14 protein-coding genes are annotated in these 15,116 nt (G+C 56.3%); 7 read left to right on the top strand and 7 right to left on the bottom strand.

Going from position 1 to position 15,116, the window contains the following annotated elements:
* The first annotated feature begins 3 nt into the window (after positions 1-3).
* Together MWU64_RS10160 and MWU64_RS10155 are read left to right on the top strand one after the other, a co-directional pair.
* On the top strand, positions 4-1,395 hold the full coding sequence (locus MWU64_RS10160) for a DHA2 family efflux MFS transporter permease subunit (RefSeq protein ID WP_247064042.1): 1,392 nt from the start codon (positions 4-6) through the stop codon (positions 1,393-1,395).
* 190 nt (positions 1,396-1,585) lie between these two features.
* Positions 1,586-2,644: a L,D-transpeptidase family protein gene (locus MWU64_RS10155; RefSeq protein ID WP_247064040.1), complete on the top strand. Its 1,059-nt coding sequence runs from the start codon at positions 1,586-1,588 to the stop codon at positions 2,642-2,644.
* Positions 2,645-2,693: 49 nt separating this feature from the next.
* Here the strand turns inward: MWU64_RS10155 and MWU64_RS10150 are convergent, their stop codons facing one another.
* The 4 genes from MWU64_RS10150 to MWU64_RS10135 form a co-directional block, all read right to left on the bottom strand.
* Positions 2,694-2,975 (bottom strand): Lpp/OprI family alanine-zipper lipoprotein, encoded by a 282-nt coding sequence (locus MWU64_RS10150; RefSeq protein ID WP_199005464.1) that lies wholly within the window; start codon positions 2,973-2,975, stop codon positions 2,694-2,696.
* A 214-nt stretch (positions 2,976-3,189) separates the two neighbouring features.
* Positions 3,190-3,738 carry a L,D-transpeptidase family protein gene (locus MWU64_RS10145; RefSeq protein ID WP_247064038.1) on the bottom strand — a complete coding sequence of 183 codons (549 nt, stop codon included), beginning with the start codon at positions 3,736-3,738 and terminating at the stop codon, positions 3,190-3,192.
* A 123-nt stretch (positions 3,739-3,861) separates the two neighbouring features.
* A complete protein-coding gene (locus tag MWU64_RS10140; RefSeq protein ID WP_247064036.1) occupies positions 3,862-5,574 on the bottom strand; it encodes a potassium/proton antiporter in 1,713 nt (570 codons plus the stop codon).
* 105 nt (positions 5,575-5,679) lie between these two features.
* Positions 5,680-6,990, bottom strand: a complete 1,311-nt coding sequence (locus MWU64_RS10135; RefSeq protein WP_247064034.1) for an NAD(P)/FAD-dependent oxidoreductase — start codon at positions 6,988-6,990, stop codon at positions 5,680-5,682.
* Between the two features lie 322 nt (positions 6,991-7,312).
* On the opposite strand from MWU64_RS10135, the gene MWU64_RS10130 reads away from it, so the two are divergent.
* Positions 7,313-7,936, top strand: a complete 624-nt coding sequence (locus MWU64_RS10130) for a YbhB/YbcL family Raf kinase inhibitor-like protein (RefSeq protein WP_247064032.1) — start codon at positions 7,313-7,315, stop codon at positions 7,934-7,936.
* Positions 7,937-8,038: 102 nt separating this feature from the next.
* Positions 8,039-8,890 (top strand): DUF547 domain-containing protein, encoded by an 852-nt coding sequence (locus tag MWU64_RS10125; protein WP_247064030.1) that lies wholly within the window; start codon positions 8,039-8,041, stop codon positions 8,888-8,890.
* On the opposite strand, the gene MWU64_RS10120 is transcribed toward MWU64_RS10125, so the two are convergent.
* On the bottom strand, positions 8,882-9,661 hold the full coding sequence (locus MWU64_RS10120) for a YiiX/YebB-like N1pC/P60 family cysteine hydrolase (protein ID WP_247064028.1): 780 nt from the start codon (positions 9,659-9,661) through the stop codon (positions 8,882-8,884). The genes MWU64_RS10125 and MWU64_RS10120 overlap by 9 nt on opposite strands.
* 601 nt (positions 9,662-10,262) lie before the next feature.
* Between MWU64_RS10120 and MWU64_RS10115 the strand changes: the two genes are divergently transcribed.
* Positions 10,263-10,646, top strand: coding sequence for a hypothetical protein (locus MWU64_RS10115; protein WP_247064026.1), 384 nt, complete (start codon positions 10,263-10,265; stop codon positions 10,644-10,646).
* Between the two features lie 15 nt (positions 10,647-10,661).
* Here the strand turns inward: MWU64_RS10115 and MWU64_RS10110 are convergent, their stop codons facing one another.
* Together MWU64_RS10110 and MWU64_RS10105 are read right to left on the bottom strand one after the other, a co-directional pair.
* Positions 10,662-10,907 carry a zf-HC2 domain-containing protein gene (locus MWU64_RS10110; protein WP_247064024.1) on the bottom strand — a complete coding sequence of 82 codons (246 nt, stop codon included), beginning with the start codon at positions 10,905-10,907 and terminating at the stop codon, positions 10,662-10,664.
* Entirely contained in the window at positions 10,901-11,521 is a 621-nt protein-coding gene (locus MWU64_RS10105; RefSeq protein WP_247064022.1) for an RNA polymerase sigma factor, read from the bottom strand. The genes MWU64_RS10110 and MWU64_RS10105 overlap by 7 nt, the downstream gene beginning before the upstream one ends.
* A gap of 186 nt (positions 11,522-11,707) precedes the next feature.
* On the opposite strand from MWU64_RS10105, the gene MWU64_RS10100 reads away from it, so the two are divergent.
* Positions 11,708-13,864 carry a bifunctional TVP38/TMEM64 family protein/FAD-dependent oxidoreductase gene (locus MWU64_RS10100; protein WP_247064020.1) on the top strand — a complete coding sequence of 719 codons (2,157 nt, stop codon included), beginning with the start codon at positions 11,708-11,710 and terminating at the stop codon, positions 13,862-13,864.
* Positions 13,865-13,933: 69 nt separating this feature from the next.
* Positions 13,934-14,905, top strand: a complete 972-nt coding sequence (locus MWU64_RS10095) for a radical SAM protein (RefSeq protein ID WP_247064018.1) — start codon at positions 13,934-13,936, stop codon at positions 14,903-14,905.
* Positions 14,906-15,116: the final 211 nt, after the last annotated feature.

Raw genomic sequence — 15,116 nt, 5'->3', positions numbered from 1 at the left:
GCTTTGGCGGATAATACGATTGCCGGGCTTGAGGCCCGCTACGGCGAACGTTGGCGGTGGCTGGCGGTTGCCACCGTAGTACTGGGCACGATGGCGACGGTGCTCAGTGCAACCGTCGTTAACGTCGCGCTCCATGACATTATGCTGGAATTCGGCCTGCGCCAGGGTACCGTTCACTGGTTAGCCACCGGTTTTATTGCGGCCATGACCACCACCATGTTGGCGTCGGCCTGGTTGCTTGATCGCTTTGGGGTGCGCAAAACCCTTGCGTTCGCCATGGCGATGTTTGCCGTGATTTCTGTCGCTGGCGGTTTTGCCCAAACACCGGCCCAATTGATTGCTGCCCGGGTGGGTCAGGGTGCCATGGCGGGTTTGATGCAGCCGATGGGCATGTACCTAGTATTCCGAATCTTCCCGGCCGATCGGCGTGGCCAGGCCATGGGGATCTATGGCATGGGCGTTATTCTGGCGCCTGCGTTGGGGCCGGTGCTCGGCGGGTTTCTTGTTGATCAGTTCAATTGGCGTTACGTCATGTACGCCCCTGCCCCGGTTACTCTGATTGGTGTTTTGATGGCCTGGCGGTTTTTACCGGTTCCGGTGTCCCGTCCGGCGCGCTATGCCTTCGATTGGCCGGGATTGGTGATGTTGGGTGCCATTGTGGGCTTAACGCTCGACACGCTGACGCGCTTGCAGGCGCTTGGGGACAACGAAATACGGCTGATTGTGCAGGCCCTTGCCGTCAGTCTGCTACTCGTGGTTTTCCTCCGGCGGGAGGGGTCAATTCCCTACCCACTGGTGAACCTTGCATTGTTGCAACAGCCGGTTTTTCTGTATGCGACCATCGGTGCGATGGCGCTTGGGCTGGCACTCTTCGGCTCCACGTACCTGATTCCGCTTTTCGTGCAGACCACATTGGGGTTTTCTGCGACCGAAGCCGGTTTGTTGATGCTGCCCGCGGGTGTGGTGCTGGGCTTCATCTTTCCACTCTCCGGCCGGTTAGCGGATAAGCGGAGCGCACGCAGTTTGGTGCTGTTTGGTATCGGCGTATTTGCACTTTCGGCGATTCTGTTTGCCTCAACCGGGCAGTTCGCCGGTTTTGGTTGGCTGGCGTTCTGGGCGATTCTTGGTCGTATTGGTATCGGTTTTATGCTGCCGGCTCTGTCCATGGGTGCCTTGAATCCACTGCCGCCGGAACTCATGGGTGCAGGCTCCAGCAGCATCAATTTTGCTCGTCAGCTTGGCGGTGCGTTAGGCGTGAACGTGGTGGCCCTGACCATTGAATTTGGTGAGCACCAAAACGGTATACCAACGTTGCAGGCGTTCGAATCTGCCTGGTGGCTGGTCGCTATTTTCGTGGCGCTGGCAGCCATCCCCATCTGGAAAATGCGCGTTTAATCAGCGCGTCCGCGTTACCATAATGCAAGATACCCTCGATTGCCCGCCGCCCCTTGCTGTTGGCGGCCGGTGATGCCGATATAATGGGCGGTTTCTGGTGCACAAAAATACACCTTGGCAATCCAGAATGAACTCTGAAGCCGAGTGCTGGTCAGTGTAACCAACCGGCCTTGAACCGACGTGGAGTGTTATGCAGTTGAAATACGTTCTTTCTTTGGTGCTGAGCCTTGTTCTTTGGGCTCCAATATTGCCAGCGGCCGAAACGGGCCAGGCGTCCCCTGCAAGCTCTGACAAGCGGGCAAGCGACGCGAAAGCTGATCGTTCTCCCCGGGTGCCGACCTTCGCCGTCAATGGCGATCTGGCCGGCGACCTGCAGGTGTTCACCACTGCCTATGAAGATACCTTTGCCGGTATCGGCAACGAGCTGGCTTTGGGGTATCTGGAGTTGGTGAAAGCCAACCCCGGTATCGATCCGTGGTTACCGGGTGAAGGCACACAGATTACCCTGCCCAGAATGTATGTACTGCCGGATGCCAATCGCGAGGGCATCGTGATCAATCTGGCGGAATACCGCCTCTATTACTTTACCGGCGACGGTGTGCAGGTGTATCCGGTCGGCGTAGGCACAGAGGACAACCCCTCGCCGCTGACCAACGCCAAGGTCACCATGCCGCTGGAGTCGCCAGCCTGGTATCCGCCGGCAAGCATCCGGGCGGAGTACAAAGCGTCAGGCGAGCATCTGCCCCGGATGATTCCCCCAGGGCCCGACAACCCTTTGGGTTCGCACGCATTGATGCTGAGTGAAAAAGGCTATCTGATTCATGGTACCAACAAGCAGTTCGGTGTCGGAATGGCGGTAAGCCATGGTTGTTTCCGCATGTATAACGAAGACATCTCCCGCTTTGTCTATCAGGTATCCAAGGGTACGCCCGTGGAGGTGATCCGAGAGCCGGTGAAGGTAGGAATTGCCGGTGGTGAAATCTGGTTGGAGGTGCACCGCCCTCGCGAAGACTACACGGCAGAGGATCGTGAAGAGCTCTGGCGTGAAACCATGGCAAAAGTTGAGGATTTTCAGAAGCAGCATCCGAATACTCAGGTCAAACGAATGGCTATTGAGGTTGCGGTTGATCAGGCCGATGGCATTCCCAGAATGATCGGTGAGAAGCTAACACAGGTTGCTGCGGATAAGAGTACGGAAAAAGCCAAGCCGGAAGACCGTCCGACATTCGAGCAAACTCTGTATTTCTGACATAAAAAAAGGCCGGTTTTACCGGCCTTTTTCATGCTAAGCGCTAGCCTTACTTCTGGCTGGCACGCTGCAGCATACGCTTGGCGCGCTCGTTCGCTTCGTTAGCGGACTTCTGAGCAGCACGGGCAGCAGCCAGAGCTTCTTCGGCAGTCTGCTGAGCAGTGCGAGCGGACTTGGAAGCGCTGTTCGCAGTGTTCAGAGCATTGTTAGCAGTTTGCTCGGCGGAGCTTGCAGTTGCATTGGCTTCGTCGATAGCAGCTTGATCAGTTGTGGCACAGCCTGCAGTCAGAGCAGTGGCCATTGCAAACCCAGCGATCGTCAGTTTACGCATGGTAAATCCCCTTATTGGTCGTTTTATTTCCTGAGACCCGGAAGTCAGTCGGACGACTTCCTGTCAGTCAAGCCAGTAGGCAATGACTACCGGAGTCGTTAAACAGTGTAAAACACTCTGGAAGAAAATGTTAACTGAGTATACGGGAATTTGCATAGCTCATGACAACAACGTAATGCACTGATGTCATGGCGTTAATCATCGATTGCGGCGTTTAAGGCAAAATCCGGATCGGGGTGCCGTCATCAACCAGCTCCCAGATTTCGTCAATTTCTTCATTGGTGACGGCAATGCAGCCGTTGGTCCAGTCCAGCCCGGTAAAGGCGAACGCCAGATCACCCGCGTCGTTGGGTAAGCCATGAATCATGATGCTGCCACCGGGCTTCAGCCCCCAGGCTTCCGCCGCTTCTTTGTCTTCCGGGCTGGGGTACGAGATGTGAATTGATTTGTAGAAATCGCTGTTGGAGTTGCGCCAATCAAGGAGGTAGCTGCCCTCCGGGGTGCGTTCGTCGCCTTCGTAGAGTTTGTGGCCGACGGGATTGTCACCCAACGAAATCCGGTAACTTCTTACTTTTTCCTCACCGTTAAGAAGGTATAGGCGGCGCTCACTTTTTTTGACCAGAACCTCGGTAATATCGAAAGCATGAGGCGCTTTCGGTTCAGGCATGATCATTCGTTCATCGGCCCGAGCCAGTAATTCGGTGGCTGCTGCCAGGCTTGGTAGAAAAATGAGCAGAGCTGTCAGAAGGGTTCGAGCAATCATAAAACCGCACTATCGTCAGAACGTTAAATTTTGTACATGGTTTTTATAGCACAGAGGGCCGGGGTTTAGGTAAGAGGGTTTTGTTACATTTGTTGGCTTTACGTAGCCTCGCACACTATTCGGTCAAGATTCCATTTTCAGACCAACTTTGGTCACGCGATCGGCTTCAATTGCCCGGGCGACCAACGCTACCGGGCCGATCGTGACAATATCACCGACCACGGGGTGCCCTTTGGTGCGAAGGTCAAAGCATTTGGCCAGCGTTAGCTCTGACGGCATTTCTTTGAGCTCGATGCCGTAAACCTGTTCAACATCACCGAGCAACGCATCCCCATTGAGTACAAAGTCCCCGAAGAAAGTGCGCTCGGCCAGGTGTTTGGGGGCCTCGCGAGTGCTCAACACCTTGCTGAGTTCGGTGACTCCGGTTGGTGTTGCAAACAGCGCAAGCACATCGCCGGTGCTGACTTCCAGATCCGGATGCGGCTGCAGGCACTCTCTATCTCTGAAGATGCCCGCAACAGCGGTGTGCTCGGGCAGGCGTAGAAGGCTGATTTTTTTAGGGTTGTTCCAGCTTTTTCCGCGCAGTGGGAACAGCATCAGTTCATGATCGCCGGTCGCGGGAACGTCCAGTGGAAAACGCCGGAACGGCGCTTCACTGGCCGGAACCTCAAGCTTCAGTTTGCGCGCCAGCGGGGCCATGGTGGTGCCTTGCACCAGCAACGACACCAGCACAATGAAGAAGGCAGCGTGAAACACCAGTTTGGCGTCGGGCAAGTCGGCCAACACCGGAAACAAGGCCAATACGATCGGCACAGCGCCGCGCAGACCGACCCAGCTGATAAATCCGATTTCCCGGCGGTTGAAGCCAAACGGCCAAAGGGTGGCGATGACCGTAACCGGGCGGATCACGAAAATCAGTGCAAACGCCAGAATCAAGCCACTGCCGACCAGAGGCACCAGCTCCGAAGGCGTAACTAACAGCCCGAGAATCAAGAACAGGCACAACTGCGCCAGCCAGGCCAGGCCATCGTGAACCTGCAGGATCAACGGCATCATTTTCACCTGCCGGTTGCCGATCACGACGCCACTGAGGTAAATCGCAAGGAAACCACTGCCGCCGGCGGCGTTGGTGGCGGCGAATACCGCCAGCCCCGCTGCAGCCACCAGCAAGGGATAAAGTGCCGGCGTCAGATGAATGCGGTTCACCAACGCGACGATCAGATACCCGCCGAGCAAGCCCGCAGGAGCACCAATACCAAATTGCTGCAGCAACATCAGCATTCCGGAGGTGAATGCGCCCTCTTGATGACTGCTAATCAGAGTGACAAGCATTAGCGTCAGGAAGATGGCCATCGGGTCGTTGCTGCCGGATTCAATTTCCAGTGTTGCACTGACCCGTTCATTCAAATGCAGGCCACGGCCCTGCAGTAACGAAAATACCGCAGCGGCATCGGTTGAGGAGATGATGGCGCCAATGAGCAGTGCCATTAACCAGTGTAGATCGAACACCCACCAAGCTACGACGGCGGCGCCTACCGCGGTCATGGCCACACCTACCGTAGCCAGTAGCAATGCCGGTTTCAGGCCGACCCGGAAGGTTTCGGCCCGGGTGCGCATGCCACCATCCAACAGTATGACCGCCAAAGCCAAACTCGCGATGATGACCGCAAGCTCGACATCGTCGAATTCAATTCCGCCCGGACCGTCTTCGCCCATCAGCATACCCACACCCAAAAACACCAGCAGCACGGGCATACCGACCCGGCTGGAAAGGGGGCTGAGAACGATGCTGAAAACCAGCATCAGGGCGCCAATGAGCGTGAACGTGGGATCCATGAGACTCCAGATCAGAAGATGTGCCCGAGCTTTGGCTCAAACAACGTGTTGCTTGAACTGACATTATGCAGGGGCACCTACCGCAATGGTAGCGCCCTGTAAGGCTTAGTGGAGCTTTAACCGCGGATGCATCGCGCGGCTGATTTTATCCATCAGCCAAATGACTCCGGTACGCACAAAACCGTGCAGCGCAACCTGGTGCATCCGGTACAGCGAGACATAAAACAGGCGTGCAACCTTGCCCTCGATGTACATACTGCGACCTGACAGGTTGCCCATGAGGTTGCCGACGGTGGTGTAGTGGCTGAAGTTAATCAAAGACCCGTGATCTCGGTAGACGAAAGGTACCGGGGCTTTTCCTTCAAGGCGGTTGCACAAGGTTTTCGCGAGCGCATCGGCCTGTTGGTGAGCCGCCTGGGCCCGAGGTGGTACCGGCCGGTCTGAGTCGGGCTGAGGACAAGCGGCACAGTCGCCGAACGCGTAGATATTGTCGTCATGGGTGGTTTTCAGGGTTTGCTCAACCACCAGTTGATTGCCCCGGTTGGTTTCCAGCCCTTCCAGTTCGGCAAGAAACGCCGGCGCTTTGATGCCGGCGGCCCAGATCGTCATGTCGGACGGGATTTCCGAGCCGTCTTTCATCACCAGGCTGTCGCTTCGCACTTCGCTCACTGGCTGGCCGGTTAAAACCTTCACGTCCTGACGCTCCAGTTCTTGCGTAGCCGCGGCTGACAACCGGCCGGGCAAAGCGGGCAAAATCCGGTCGGCTGCTTCAATCACGCTAACCGAGACGTCAGAAGACTTGAGGTGGTTCATGCCGTACACCGGCAGCTCGCGGGATGCCAGGCGTAGTTCGGCTGCCAGTTCTACCCCGGTGGCACCGGCTCCGATAATGCTGATATTCAGGGCGTGAGGATTACCCTGAAGCGCTTCGTGGTTCTTGCGGAGGAATGCGTTCAACAGCAAGCTGTGAAAGCGTTGTGCCTGGTGCAGGCTATCCAGAAACAAGCAGTGATCTTGCGCACCGGGTGTGCCGAAATCATTGGCGGTGCTGCCAACGGCGATCACCAGCGTGTCGTACTTGAGACGGCGTTCAGGCACCACTTCGTTGCCTTCGCCATCGTGGAAGGCGGCAATCACGATTTCCTTGTTGGTGCGGTCGAGTCCGTTCATTCGACCCAGTTGGAATTCGTAGTGGTGTTTACGAGCGTGTGCCCGGTAATTAACTTCGTTCGTGCTGGCATCCAACGAACCGGAGGCCACTTCGTGTAGCAGGGGTTTCCATACGTGGGTCAGGCCGTCATCGACTAGGGAGATACGAGCTTTTTTCTTTTTACCGAGTTTGTTGCCCAGGCTGGTAACAAGCTCCAAGCCCCCGGCGCCGCCGCCAACGACGACAATATGGTGCAGACTTTCCATAACAGTGAAACCTTAAAGAAGTGAAAGCCAAACACTCTTGAAACGATCAAAAACGCTTGGCTATCGCCTCTGGTTCCAGTTGGGCGGGGGCGTGTGCCGGCTCCAATACTAGCGACAAAGTTGCTTCAAGGCAATTGCCTGCCCGTTGGTGTTACGTCTAAAGTATATAGTTATCAGTAAGTTGGGTTTGATGTCGGTGGCGTTGCAACTTTGTTAACCTGAATGGGAATGCTGGGTGAACAGCGAATAACTGTGAACCCGTACCGCTTGGGTATAAGCTAGTCTAAGACAACAAAAGGAACGAACAACAGGAGATAAGATCGTGAAACTAGAGGTGGGTGGTGTTGAAGAAGGGCGCCCGGTACCAGAAAAGTTCGCATTCGGTGTGTACAACCCCGATAACCACATGAGCTTCGGGCCCAACCGCAACCCGGAAATGAGCTGGGAAGGAGCCCCTGAAGGTACCAAGAGCTTTGTGGTGATGATGTTTGATCCGGACGTGCCCAGCGTTGCCGATGATGTGAACCAGGAAGGCAAGACCATACCGGCTGATCTGCCCCGTGTGGATTTCTTTCACTGGTTGTTGGTCGATGTGCCTGCGACAACCCGACGCATTCCGGAAGGCGAAGACAGCGACGGCGTCAGCCCGAAAGGTAAGCCGTTTGGTCCGGGGCCCGTTGGTGTACGCGGTATCAACAACTACACGCAGTTTCTGGCAGGCAACCCGGATATGGCCGGGACCTACGCAGGGTACGATGGCCCTTGCCCGCCCTGGAACGATTCGATCGTTCACCGTTATCACTTTGAAGTGCATGCGCTGGATGTGGAAAGCCTGAATCTGTCCGGCGAATTTGACGGCAACGCTGTGCGTGAAGCCATGGCGGGCCATGTTTTGGCCAGCGCCCGGGTATCGGGTACCTACACACTCAATCCAGAGCTGCGCTAGGTTCGCATCGTGCCCGCCCGCCGGGGTGGCCGTCGGCGGGCGGGTGTAACATTCTGGCTCGGTGCATGTCTGTAACCTGTGGTTGCTACCCGGAGATGCTCTATGCCAGTAACGATTCCGTGTTCATCGTGGTTCATTGCCCTGCTGCTGTGCGCGGTGATGCCGGTGCAGGCTGCTGTGTCTGAAACCGTTTATGCCCCTTTCCAAACCTTACTGAACCAGTACGTTATCGAACAAACGTTGCCCGGCAACGGTTTGGTGACGGCCTTCGACTATTCCGGTGCGCTGGCGGACGACCGCACCGCCAATTTGCTGCGTGAGCAGCGTCAGGCTCTGGCCGGATTTGACCCAGCCCGGCTTAACGGTCGGGAAGAGGCCGTTGCCTTCTGGATAAACGCTTATAATTTTTTCATGGTCGATAAAATTTTGTCGGACCGGCCGGGTGGGCAATTGGTGTCGTCGGTGTGGGACTACGGAGGGCGAATCAACCCCTTCGTGGATTCGGTGTTCGAACGTGAACTATTCAACGTGGGTGGTCGTGATTTGAGTCTGGATGGTATCGAAAAAGGCATTTTGCTTGGCGATGACTACAAAGCTAAAGGCTGGAAGGATGCTCGGGTTCACTTTGCGGTAAATTGCGCCTCCACCGGATGCCCGCCGCTGAGAAACCGGGTTTACACGGCGACCAACCTGGACGCTTTGTTGGCCGAAAATACCCGTAGAGCGTTGAATACCCCGCGCCACCTCAGAGTGACGTCCGGTGAGCTATACGTGACAGAGTTGTTTGACTGGTACGAAGACGATTTTGTTGAAGCTTCGGGGTCCATCCGGGGCTTTGTTCTTGAATGGGCCGAATCTGATCAGGCGAACAAGGTCCGGAGCGCGCGCGGGCTCAGGTTCAGCGACTATGAATGGCCCCTCAACCGGCCGGATAATTTCCCCGAACTACAATGAGTTCGGCTCTGATTCGTCTTCCTCCCAGTCCAGAGTCCGGTAATCAAAATCGGCCACCTCGATCGAAGGTTTGACGATGCGAAAGTACGGCGAGGCATCAAAGTCTCTCGGCGTGAACAGTGAGTGGTGTTTGATCCGATAGCGTTCCCGAAGGCAGGTAATGCAATCCGGGTCATCGGCGGGCAGCAACTCCACGATAGGCAAAATCGGATATTTAAGGTGTTGGAATGCTTCCGCCAAGAACGTGGAGCAGATCGCCCGAGTCGGGTCGCCGCTACCGAACGCCAGCAACTTATGCCGGTGGCGACTCGGTACCGGAGGGGTCGGGAGCAGATAGCGGGCCAGGTCGAAGGCGTTTCTCAGGTCGTATTGTTGGCCGATGCGGCGTCTGGCGTACTCCGTCAAAGTGTGAATATCGCTGTCAGAGAGCCCTACCGGGCGGCAGATGCGGGTATGAGCATGCCGGTAAAACGACAGTGGCAACGGCCGGATGCCTTGTTCCAGGTCGGCCTCAATAAGAGTGTTGGGGCGCCCGTCCGCAGAAGTGCCGAGTCCGGCGTGAGGTCCGAGATACAGCGCTGCGTGGGACCAGGTGGATTGTGTCAGGTATTTGATGGCGACACTGATCCGGGTGTTGCCTTCCACTAACAACACGTCACCGGGTTGCAAGGTGTTTTTCAGAGCTTCCCAGGTTGAGGTCCGGACCGAGTGCTGCGAGACCTCTTTGGATAAATACGCTGCAAGGCGCCGCGTTAACCACGTCAGTAGCATACAACCTCCCGAGCACAATGCTTTGTTTATTAGTAGCACAGACCCTGGTGCAAAGCCTGTGTTACGGCTTACCGCTTAATAACCGGCTCAAATCAGAAAGTCTGTAACAACCCGATGACCAAGGTGTCTAAGCGTTAACCGCTCTTCTGAGCGGTGGCGGGCTATGAGGGTCCGCAACGTCACTCCTGAACGGAGATACACGTCATGACCACAACAAACGCTCTAACACACGCCATTCGTCACACCCGCTCCCATCGTCATACTGCCTGGTGGCCTGCGGCTTTGATAACCGCCCTGTTGAGTGCCGGTGGAGGACTCGCATTTGCGGCCTGTGACCCCTGCTCGCCATGCAAAGGGACGTGTAAGGCTGGTCAGCATTGCAAGGCAGGTTGCAAAGCAGGGTGTAAGCCCTGCGGCGCGAAAAATCCGTGCGCCTGGAAGAACCCCTGTTCCATGAAGAAAAGCTGCGCTCCCAAAGGCTGCAACCCGTGCGCTGCTGTGGGTAAGTGCGGTGCCAAACCGAACACGCCAAATAAAACATGTGGGAAACAGCGCTGTTGCCACGTGAATAGGGGGGAGCAGCGCCCCAAGGAGGTCACCGATGACCGACGGTATCCGGATTCCCGAACTGAGAACGCTGAGCGATAGCCAGTTGCAATCGAGCCTGGTGGCTATAGACGAAATCCGCGAATGCTACCGCGTACTGAAAAAAGGCGGCTTGAACATTGTTGGTGAGGTACTCCGGGATCAAGGCCCGTTCTACGAAATGGATCATTACCCGAAAGACGATGTGTATGACCGGGAGACGGCCTCTCAATACTACTATCACGCCCATCGCGAAGAGCAACCGGAGCACGGCCACTTCCATCTGTTTCTGCGCAACGCGGCACTCCCCGGCAGTGCCGAACCGGGCTTTGGAACTGACGGGGAGCATCGCCATCGATGTGGAGGGCTGGGCGGCCAGATTAGAAGAAGGGCAATTTAGAAGGTCGAAAAACGATCAGTCTTTTTTGCGGGCTGCAAGAGCTTCAGCGATTCGTTGATCGATCCTGCGCATCAAGGCCTCGTCGGGCGCAACCGATGAATGCGCTTGCATGAGATCCGTGCTCACGCGCAGGTTGCCGATGAAGGAGCGGCAATGCCGGCACATCATCAAATGCATTCTGATGGCCAGGTTTTGCGAAGTTGCCAACTCACCATCAATGTAATCACTGGCAATCTCCGCCAGATCTTTGCACATTAACATTCGCCGGACTCCTGAAACGTTTCCACCATCAGAAAAATGCGTTGCCTCGCTCGGTGTAACAGCACTCTCAGGTTAGATGCACTGACATCCAGAATGTTACACACATCTTCAGACTTGTGTTGGTGAGCCTCGTACAGCATTAAAGCAGAACGCTGGTTTTCCGGTAACGCTGACAGGTGTTTATCCAGGCAATCGCTCAGTGCGCCGTTTTCCAGCAGGACATCGGCGGACTCATCAAAACGGAGGCGAGGCGGTTGCTGCCAACGGCGAGACGCATTGAACCTATTAGCCAGTTCGGGGTCGAGAGTCTCCGAGAAGTCGGTGTTCACTTCGCGTTTGTTCGAGCGAAGTTTGTTTTTGCAGCGGTTGGCCACGATCCGGTGCAGCCAGGTTTTCAAACCCGACCGACTTTCAAATTTTTCAATGGCGTCTATGACGGTAACCCAGCAATCCTGAACAATGTCTTCAGCGCTGGCGGCATCCATGTAGAAGCGTGCAACTGCAAGCATGCCGGATGAATATTCTCGAACGGCTTTTTCATAGGCGGCGGCATCGCCCTGCTGAAGAGCAACGATCAACGTGTGCTCGGCGTCTTTCTGAAGCGCTGTGTTCATGAGTATGGGTCCCGGGAGCGCTCAATCGTTTGTTGGTGTAATTTATAGTGTTTCTGAGCGCGAAAAAGTTCCTGTACTGTGCAACAGTTACAAAAAAGACTAGGGCAAGTTGGGTGTAACATCCAGAGGTTACGGGTGTCTGGGTGAGTACAACGTCATTTTCAAACCGCTCACACAGGCGCTCATATGAGTCGAAAAAAGCTTTTTCTTGTTCTGATTATCGTGGCCGCGATCGCGGTGTTCATTGGCTTTGACCTGCACCAACTGCTGACGCTGGAGAACCTGCAAAAACACCGGGAGACGATCGCCGGCTGGATTGATCAGAATCTGTTTTCGGCCGTGATTGGTTATGCACTGGTGTATGTTTTTGTGACGGCGCTGTCATTACCCGGGGCGGCCATCATGACCCTCGCGGGCGGTGCGTTTTTCGGCAATCTATATGGGCTGGCAGCGGTGTCTGTGGCCTCCACCGTGGGGGCATCGCTGGCGTTCTTGATCGCGCGTTTCCTGCTCCGCGATACCTTACGTAGCCGTTACCGCCAAACCGTCGAAAAAATCGACCGAGGCATCGAAAAGGACGGCGCCTTGTATCTGGCCACCTTGCGCTTGGTGCCCGTATTCCCGTTTTTCCTGATCAATCTGGCGATGGGTTTAACCGCGATGAAATTGCGGACCTACGCGTGGGTGAGCTGGTTGGCGATGTTGCCGGGCACCTTTGTGTATGTGAATGCCGGCACCCAGGTCGGGCAGATCCAGTCCACCGGTGACATCCTCTCTGGCGAGCTGCTGTTGTCGTTTGCCCTGCTTGCGCTTTTTCCTTTGCTGGCGAGGTATCTGGTGGCGTTTTTACGCAGCCGGAAGGTGTATGCGGGCTGGCAGAAGCCGACACAGTTTGATTACAACTTGCTGGTGGTTGGCGGCGGCGCCGGGGGGCTGGTTTCGGCCTACATCGGTGCGGCGGTCAAGGCCAAAGTCGCGCTGATCGAAAAGCACAAGATGGGGGGCGATTGCCTGAACACCGGTTGCGTTCCCTCCAAAGCGTTGATTCGCAGTGCCAAAGCGGCCGATACGTTGCGCCATGCCGATTGCTACGGCTTGGAGTCGGTGCCGGTGCAGGCATCGTTTAAAACCATCATGAGCCGCGTTAAGACCATCATTGCGCAAGTTGAACCTCACGACTCGCCGGAGCGCTATCAGCAGCTCGGCGTAGACTGCATTGCCGGTGAGGCCAGTTTTGTGTCGCCCTGGGAGCTGGAAGTGCGCCACAACGATGGCCGTACCGAGCGCCTGACCGCCCGAAGTATTGTCATCGCCACCGGTGGCAAGCCAGCCTTGCCACCGATTCCAGGGCTGGATGCCATGGCCCCGCTGACCTCGGACAATCTTTGGGACCTGCAGGAACAACCGAAACGCCTGTTGGTGCTGGGCGGCGGCCCGATTGGCTCGGAGCTGGCCCACGCCTTTGCCCGGTTGGGCAGCCAAGTGGTGCAAGTTGAGCGCGGGGATCGCCTGCTGGCGCGAGAAGACGCCGATGTTTCGGCGCTGGTAAAAGCCCAGTTTGAAGCCGACGGTATTGACGTGCGCCTGCAGCACGCCGCCACTGAGTTCCGTTTGGAAGACGGAGAAAAGGTTGCTTACTGTGATCACAATGGCGAGCGGGTGCGTATACCCTTCGACCAGGTGTTGGTGGCGCTCGGCCGGGTGGCCAATACGCGCGGACTGAATCTGGAGCGAATCGGGGTGGAAACCCTGCCCAACGGCACGGTACCGGTAGATGACGACATGAGCGTGCGTTTCCCCAATATCTTTGCCTGCGGCGATGTCGCCGGCCCTTACCAATTTACACACGCCGCCGCTCACCAAGCCTGGTATGCCGCGGTGAATGGGGTGTTCGGTCAGTTCAAGCGTTTTAGCGTGGATTATCGGGTGATGCCGTGGGTCACCTTCACCTCGCCAGAAGTGGCAAGGGTGGGGTTGAGCGAAGCCGAGGCCAAAACCCAGGGTATCGATTACGAGGTCACTCGTTATGGCTTGGACGACTTGGACCGGGCGATCGCTGAAAGTGAAACCCAAGGCTTTATCAAAGTGCTGACCGAGCCGGGAAAAGACAAAATTCTGGGCGCAGTAGTGGTTGGCTCCCGTGGTGCAGAAATTCTGGCGGAATTTACCCTTGCCATGAAGCACGGGTTGGGGCTGAACAAGATTCTGGGCACCATCCACCCCTACCCGACCTGGAACGAATCCGCCAAATACGCAGCCGGTGAATGGAAACGGGCCCATGCACCAGACCGGGTTTTAGCGATCTTGTCTAAACTGCATGCATGGCGTCTGGGAAAACGTTGATCGTGCGTGTAACAAATCACAGCCGGCTGGGTCTGTGTTCAAGATAATTTATAAAAACGAGGAGCAACTATGCCCCTGATGCAACCTCAGGCACCCAAAGGTGAACGCATTCCTGCGGTAGAGCTGCTGGCCCCCAGAGCCCGAGACAGCTGGACACATACCCGCAACGGCGACCCACGCGGCTACATCGATGCGGACCGGTTGAAGGAGTTATGGATCCACACCGGCACCGCCTGCAACCTGGCTTGCCCGTTCTGTCTGGAAGGCTCTCACCCGGGTGATGGGCGCATCCCCGGTATGAAACTCAGCGATGTAAAACCGTTCATCCACGAAGCCATCGAGATGGGTGTGGAGCAGTTCTCGTTCACCGGCGGCGAGCCCTTCGTGATTCGGGACTTCGTCAACATCCTCAACTACGCCAGCCAGCATCGCCCTTGTTTCGTCCTGACCAACGCCACGGAGCCGCTGTTGAAGCGTCGGCATCAGGTGTTGCCGCTGTTGGATAACCCCTATCCGATTCACTTCCGCGTCAGTCTGGATTTCCCCGACCGCGTCCGGCACGACAAAGACCGCGGCGACGGCAGTTTCGAGCTGGCTCTGGAGGGCATTCGCTGGCTCATCGAGCAGGGCTTCAAAGTGTCCATTGCCCGCCAGACCGATCCGGGCGAAGTGCCTGCCGAGGTGGAAGCGGCCTTCCGGGCTATCTTCCGCGAACACGATATTCCTGAAAATCTGGCGTTCACCGCCTTTCCCGATTTAGGTGCTCCGGGTTCGGAAGATGGCAGTCCGGAAATTACCGAAGGGTGCATGGAAAAATACCCGACGCCGGAATCCCGCGCTCACTTCATGTGCACCTATACGCGCATGTTGGTGAAGAAAGGCGATCAGGTACGGGTGTATGCCTGCACCTTGGTGGATGACGATCCGCAGTACGATCTGGGCGGTACGCTGGCGGAGAGCATGGATGAACGCATCATGTTGCGGCATCACCGGTGTTTTTCTTGTTATCGGTTTGGGGCTAGTTGTTCGGCGCCTGTTTGAGTTTTGTTTGGGAGTGGTCGGCCTTTCGGGCTGGGGTGGCCCTCCAAAACGAAAATCGTGGATTTTCTAATAGTTTTTGAGGGCCACCCCAGCCCGAAAGGCCTTTTCGACTTCTTTAGAACCGCTTTGCAGGCAGTTCAGAAGTACGGAGGCGTCAGTCGGGGGTAGGGGGTCAAAACCATCAGAAAATCCACGATTTTCGTTTTGACCC

This window comes from Marinobacter sp. S0848L, assembly GCF_023016065.1.
GTDB lineage: Bacteria > Pseudomonadota > Gammaproteobacteria > Pseudomonadales > Oleiphilaceae > Marinobacter.
The sequence above is the reverse complement of the archived record's forward strand: the minus strand, read 5'-3'. Positions and strand labels throughout refer to the sequence as shown.

Bases quoted from the DNA above. Each gene is read 5' to 3' on its own strand.
- MWU64_RS10125 (WP_247064030.1), top strand. From the start codon at position 8,039: ATGCCAGTAACGATTCCGTGTTCATCGTGGTTCATTGCCCTGCTGCTG.
- MWU64_RS10100 (WP_247064020.1), top strand. From the start codon at position 11,708: ATGAGTCGAAAAAAGCTTTTTCTTGTTCTGATTATCGTGGCCGCGATC.
- MWU64_RS10120 (WP_247064028.1), bottom strand. From the start codon at position 9,661: ATGCTACTGACGTGGTTAACGCGGCGCCTTGCAGCGTATTTATCCAAA.
- MWU64_RS10145 (WP_247064038.1), bottom strand. From the start codon at position 3,738: ATGATTGCTCGAACCCTTCTGACAGCTCTGCTCATTTTTCTACCAAGC.
- MWU64_RS10155 (WP_247064040.1), top strand. From the start codon at position 1,586: ATGCAGTTGAAATACGTTCTTTCTTTGGTGCTGAGCCTTGTTCTTTGG.
- MWU64_RS10105 (WP_247064022.1), bottom strand. From the start codon at position 11,521: ATGAACACAGCGCTTCAGAAAGACGCCGAGCACACGTTGATCGTTGCT.
- MWU64_RS10110 (WP_247064024.1), bottom strand. From the start codon at position 10,907: ATGTTAATGTGCAAAGATCTGGCGGAGATTGCCAGTGATTACATTGAT.
- MWU64_RS10150 (WP_199005464.1), bottom strand. From the start codon at position 2,975: ATGCGTAAACTGACGATCGCTGGGTTTGCAATGGCCACTGCTCTGACT.
- MWU64_RS10115 (WP_247064026.1), top strand. From the start codon at position 10,263: ATGACCGACGGTATCCGGATTCCCGAACTGAGAACGCTGAGCGATAGC.
- MWU64_RS10140 (WP_247064036.1), bottom strand. From the start codon at position 5,574: ATGGATCCCACGTTCACGCTCATTGGCGCCCTGATGCTGGTTTTCAGC.
- MWU64_RS10095 (WP_247064018.1), top strand. From the start codon at position 13,934: ATGCCCCTGATGCAACCTCAGGCACCCAAAGGTGAACGCATTCCTGCG.
- MWU64_RS10135 (WP_247064034.1), bottom strand. From the start codon at position 6,990: ATGGAAAGTCTGCACCATATTGTCGTCGTTGGCGGCGGCGCCGGGGGC.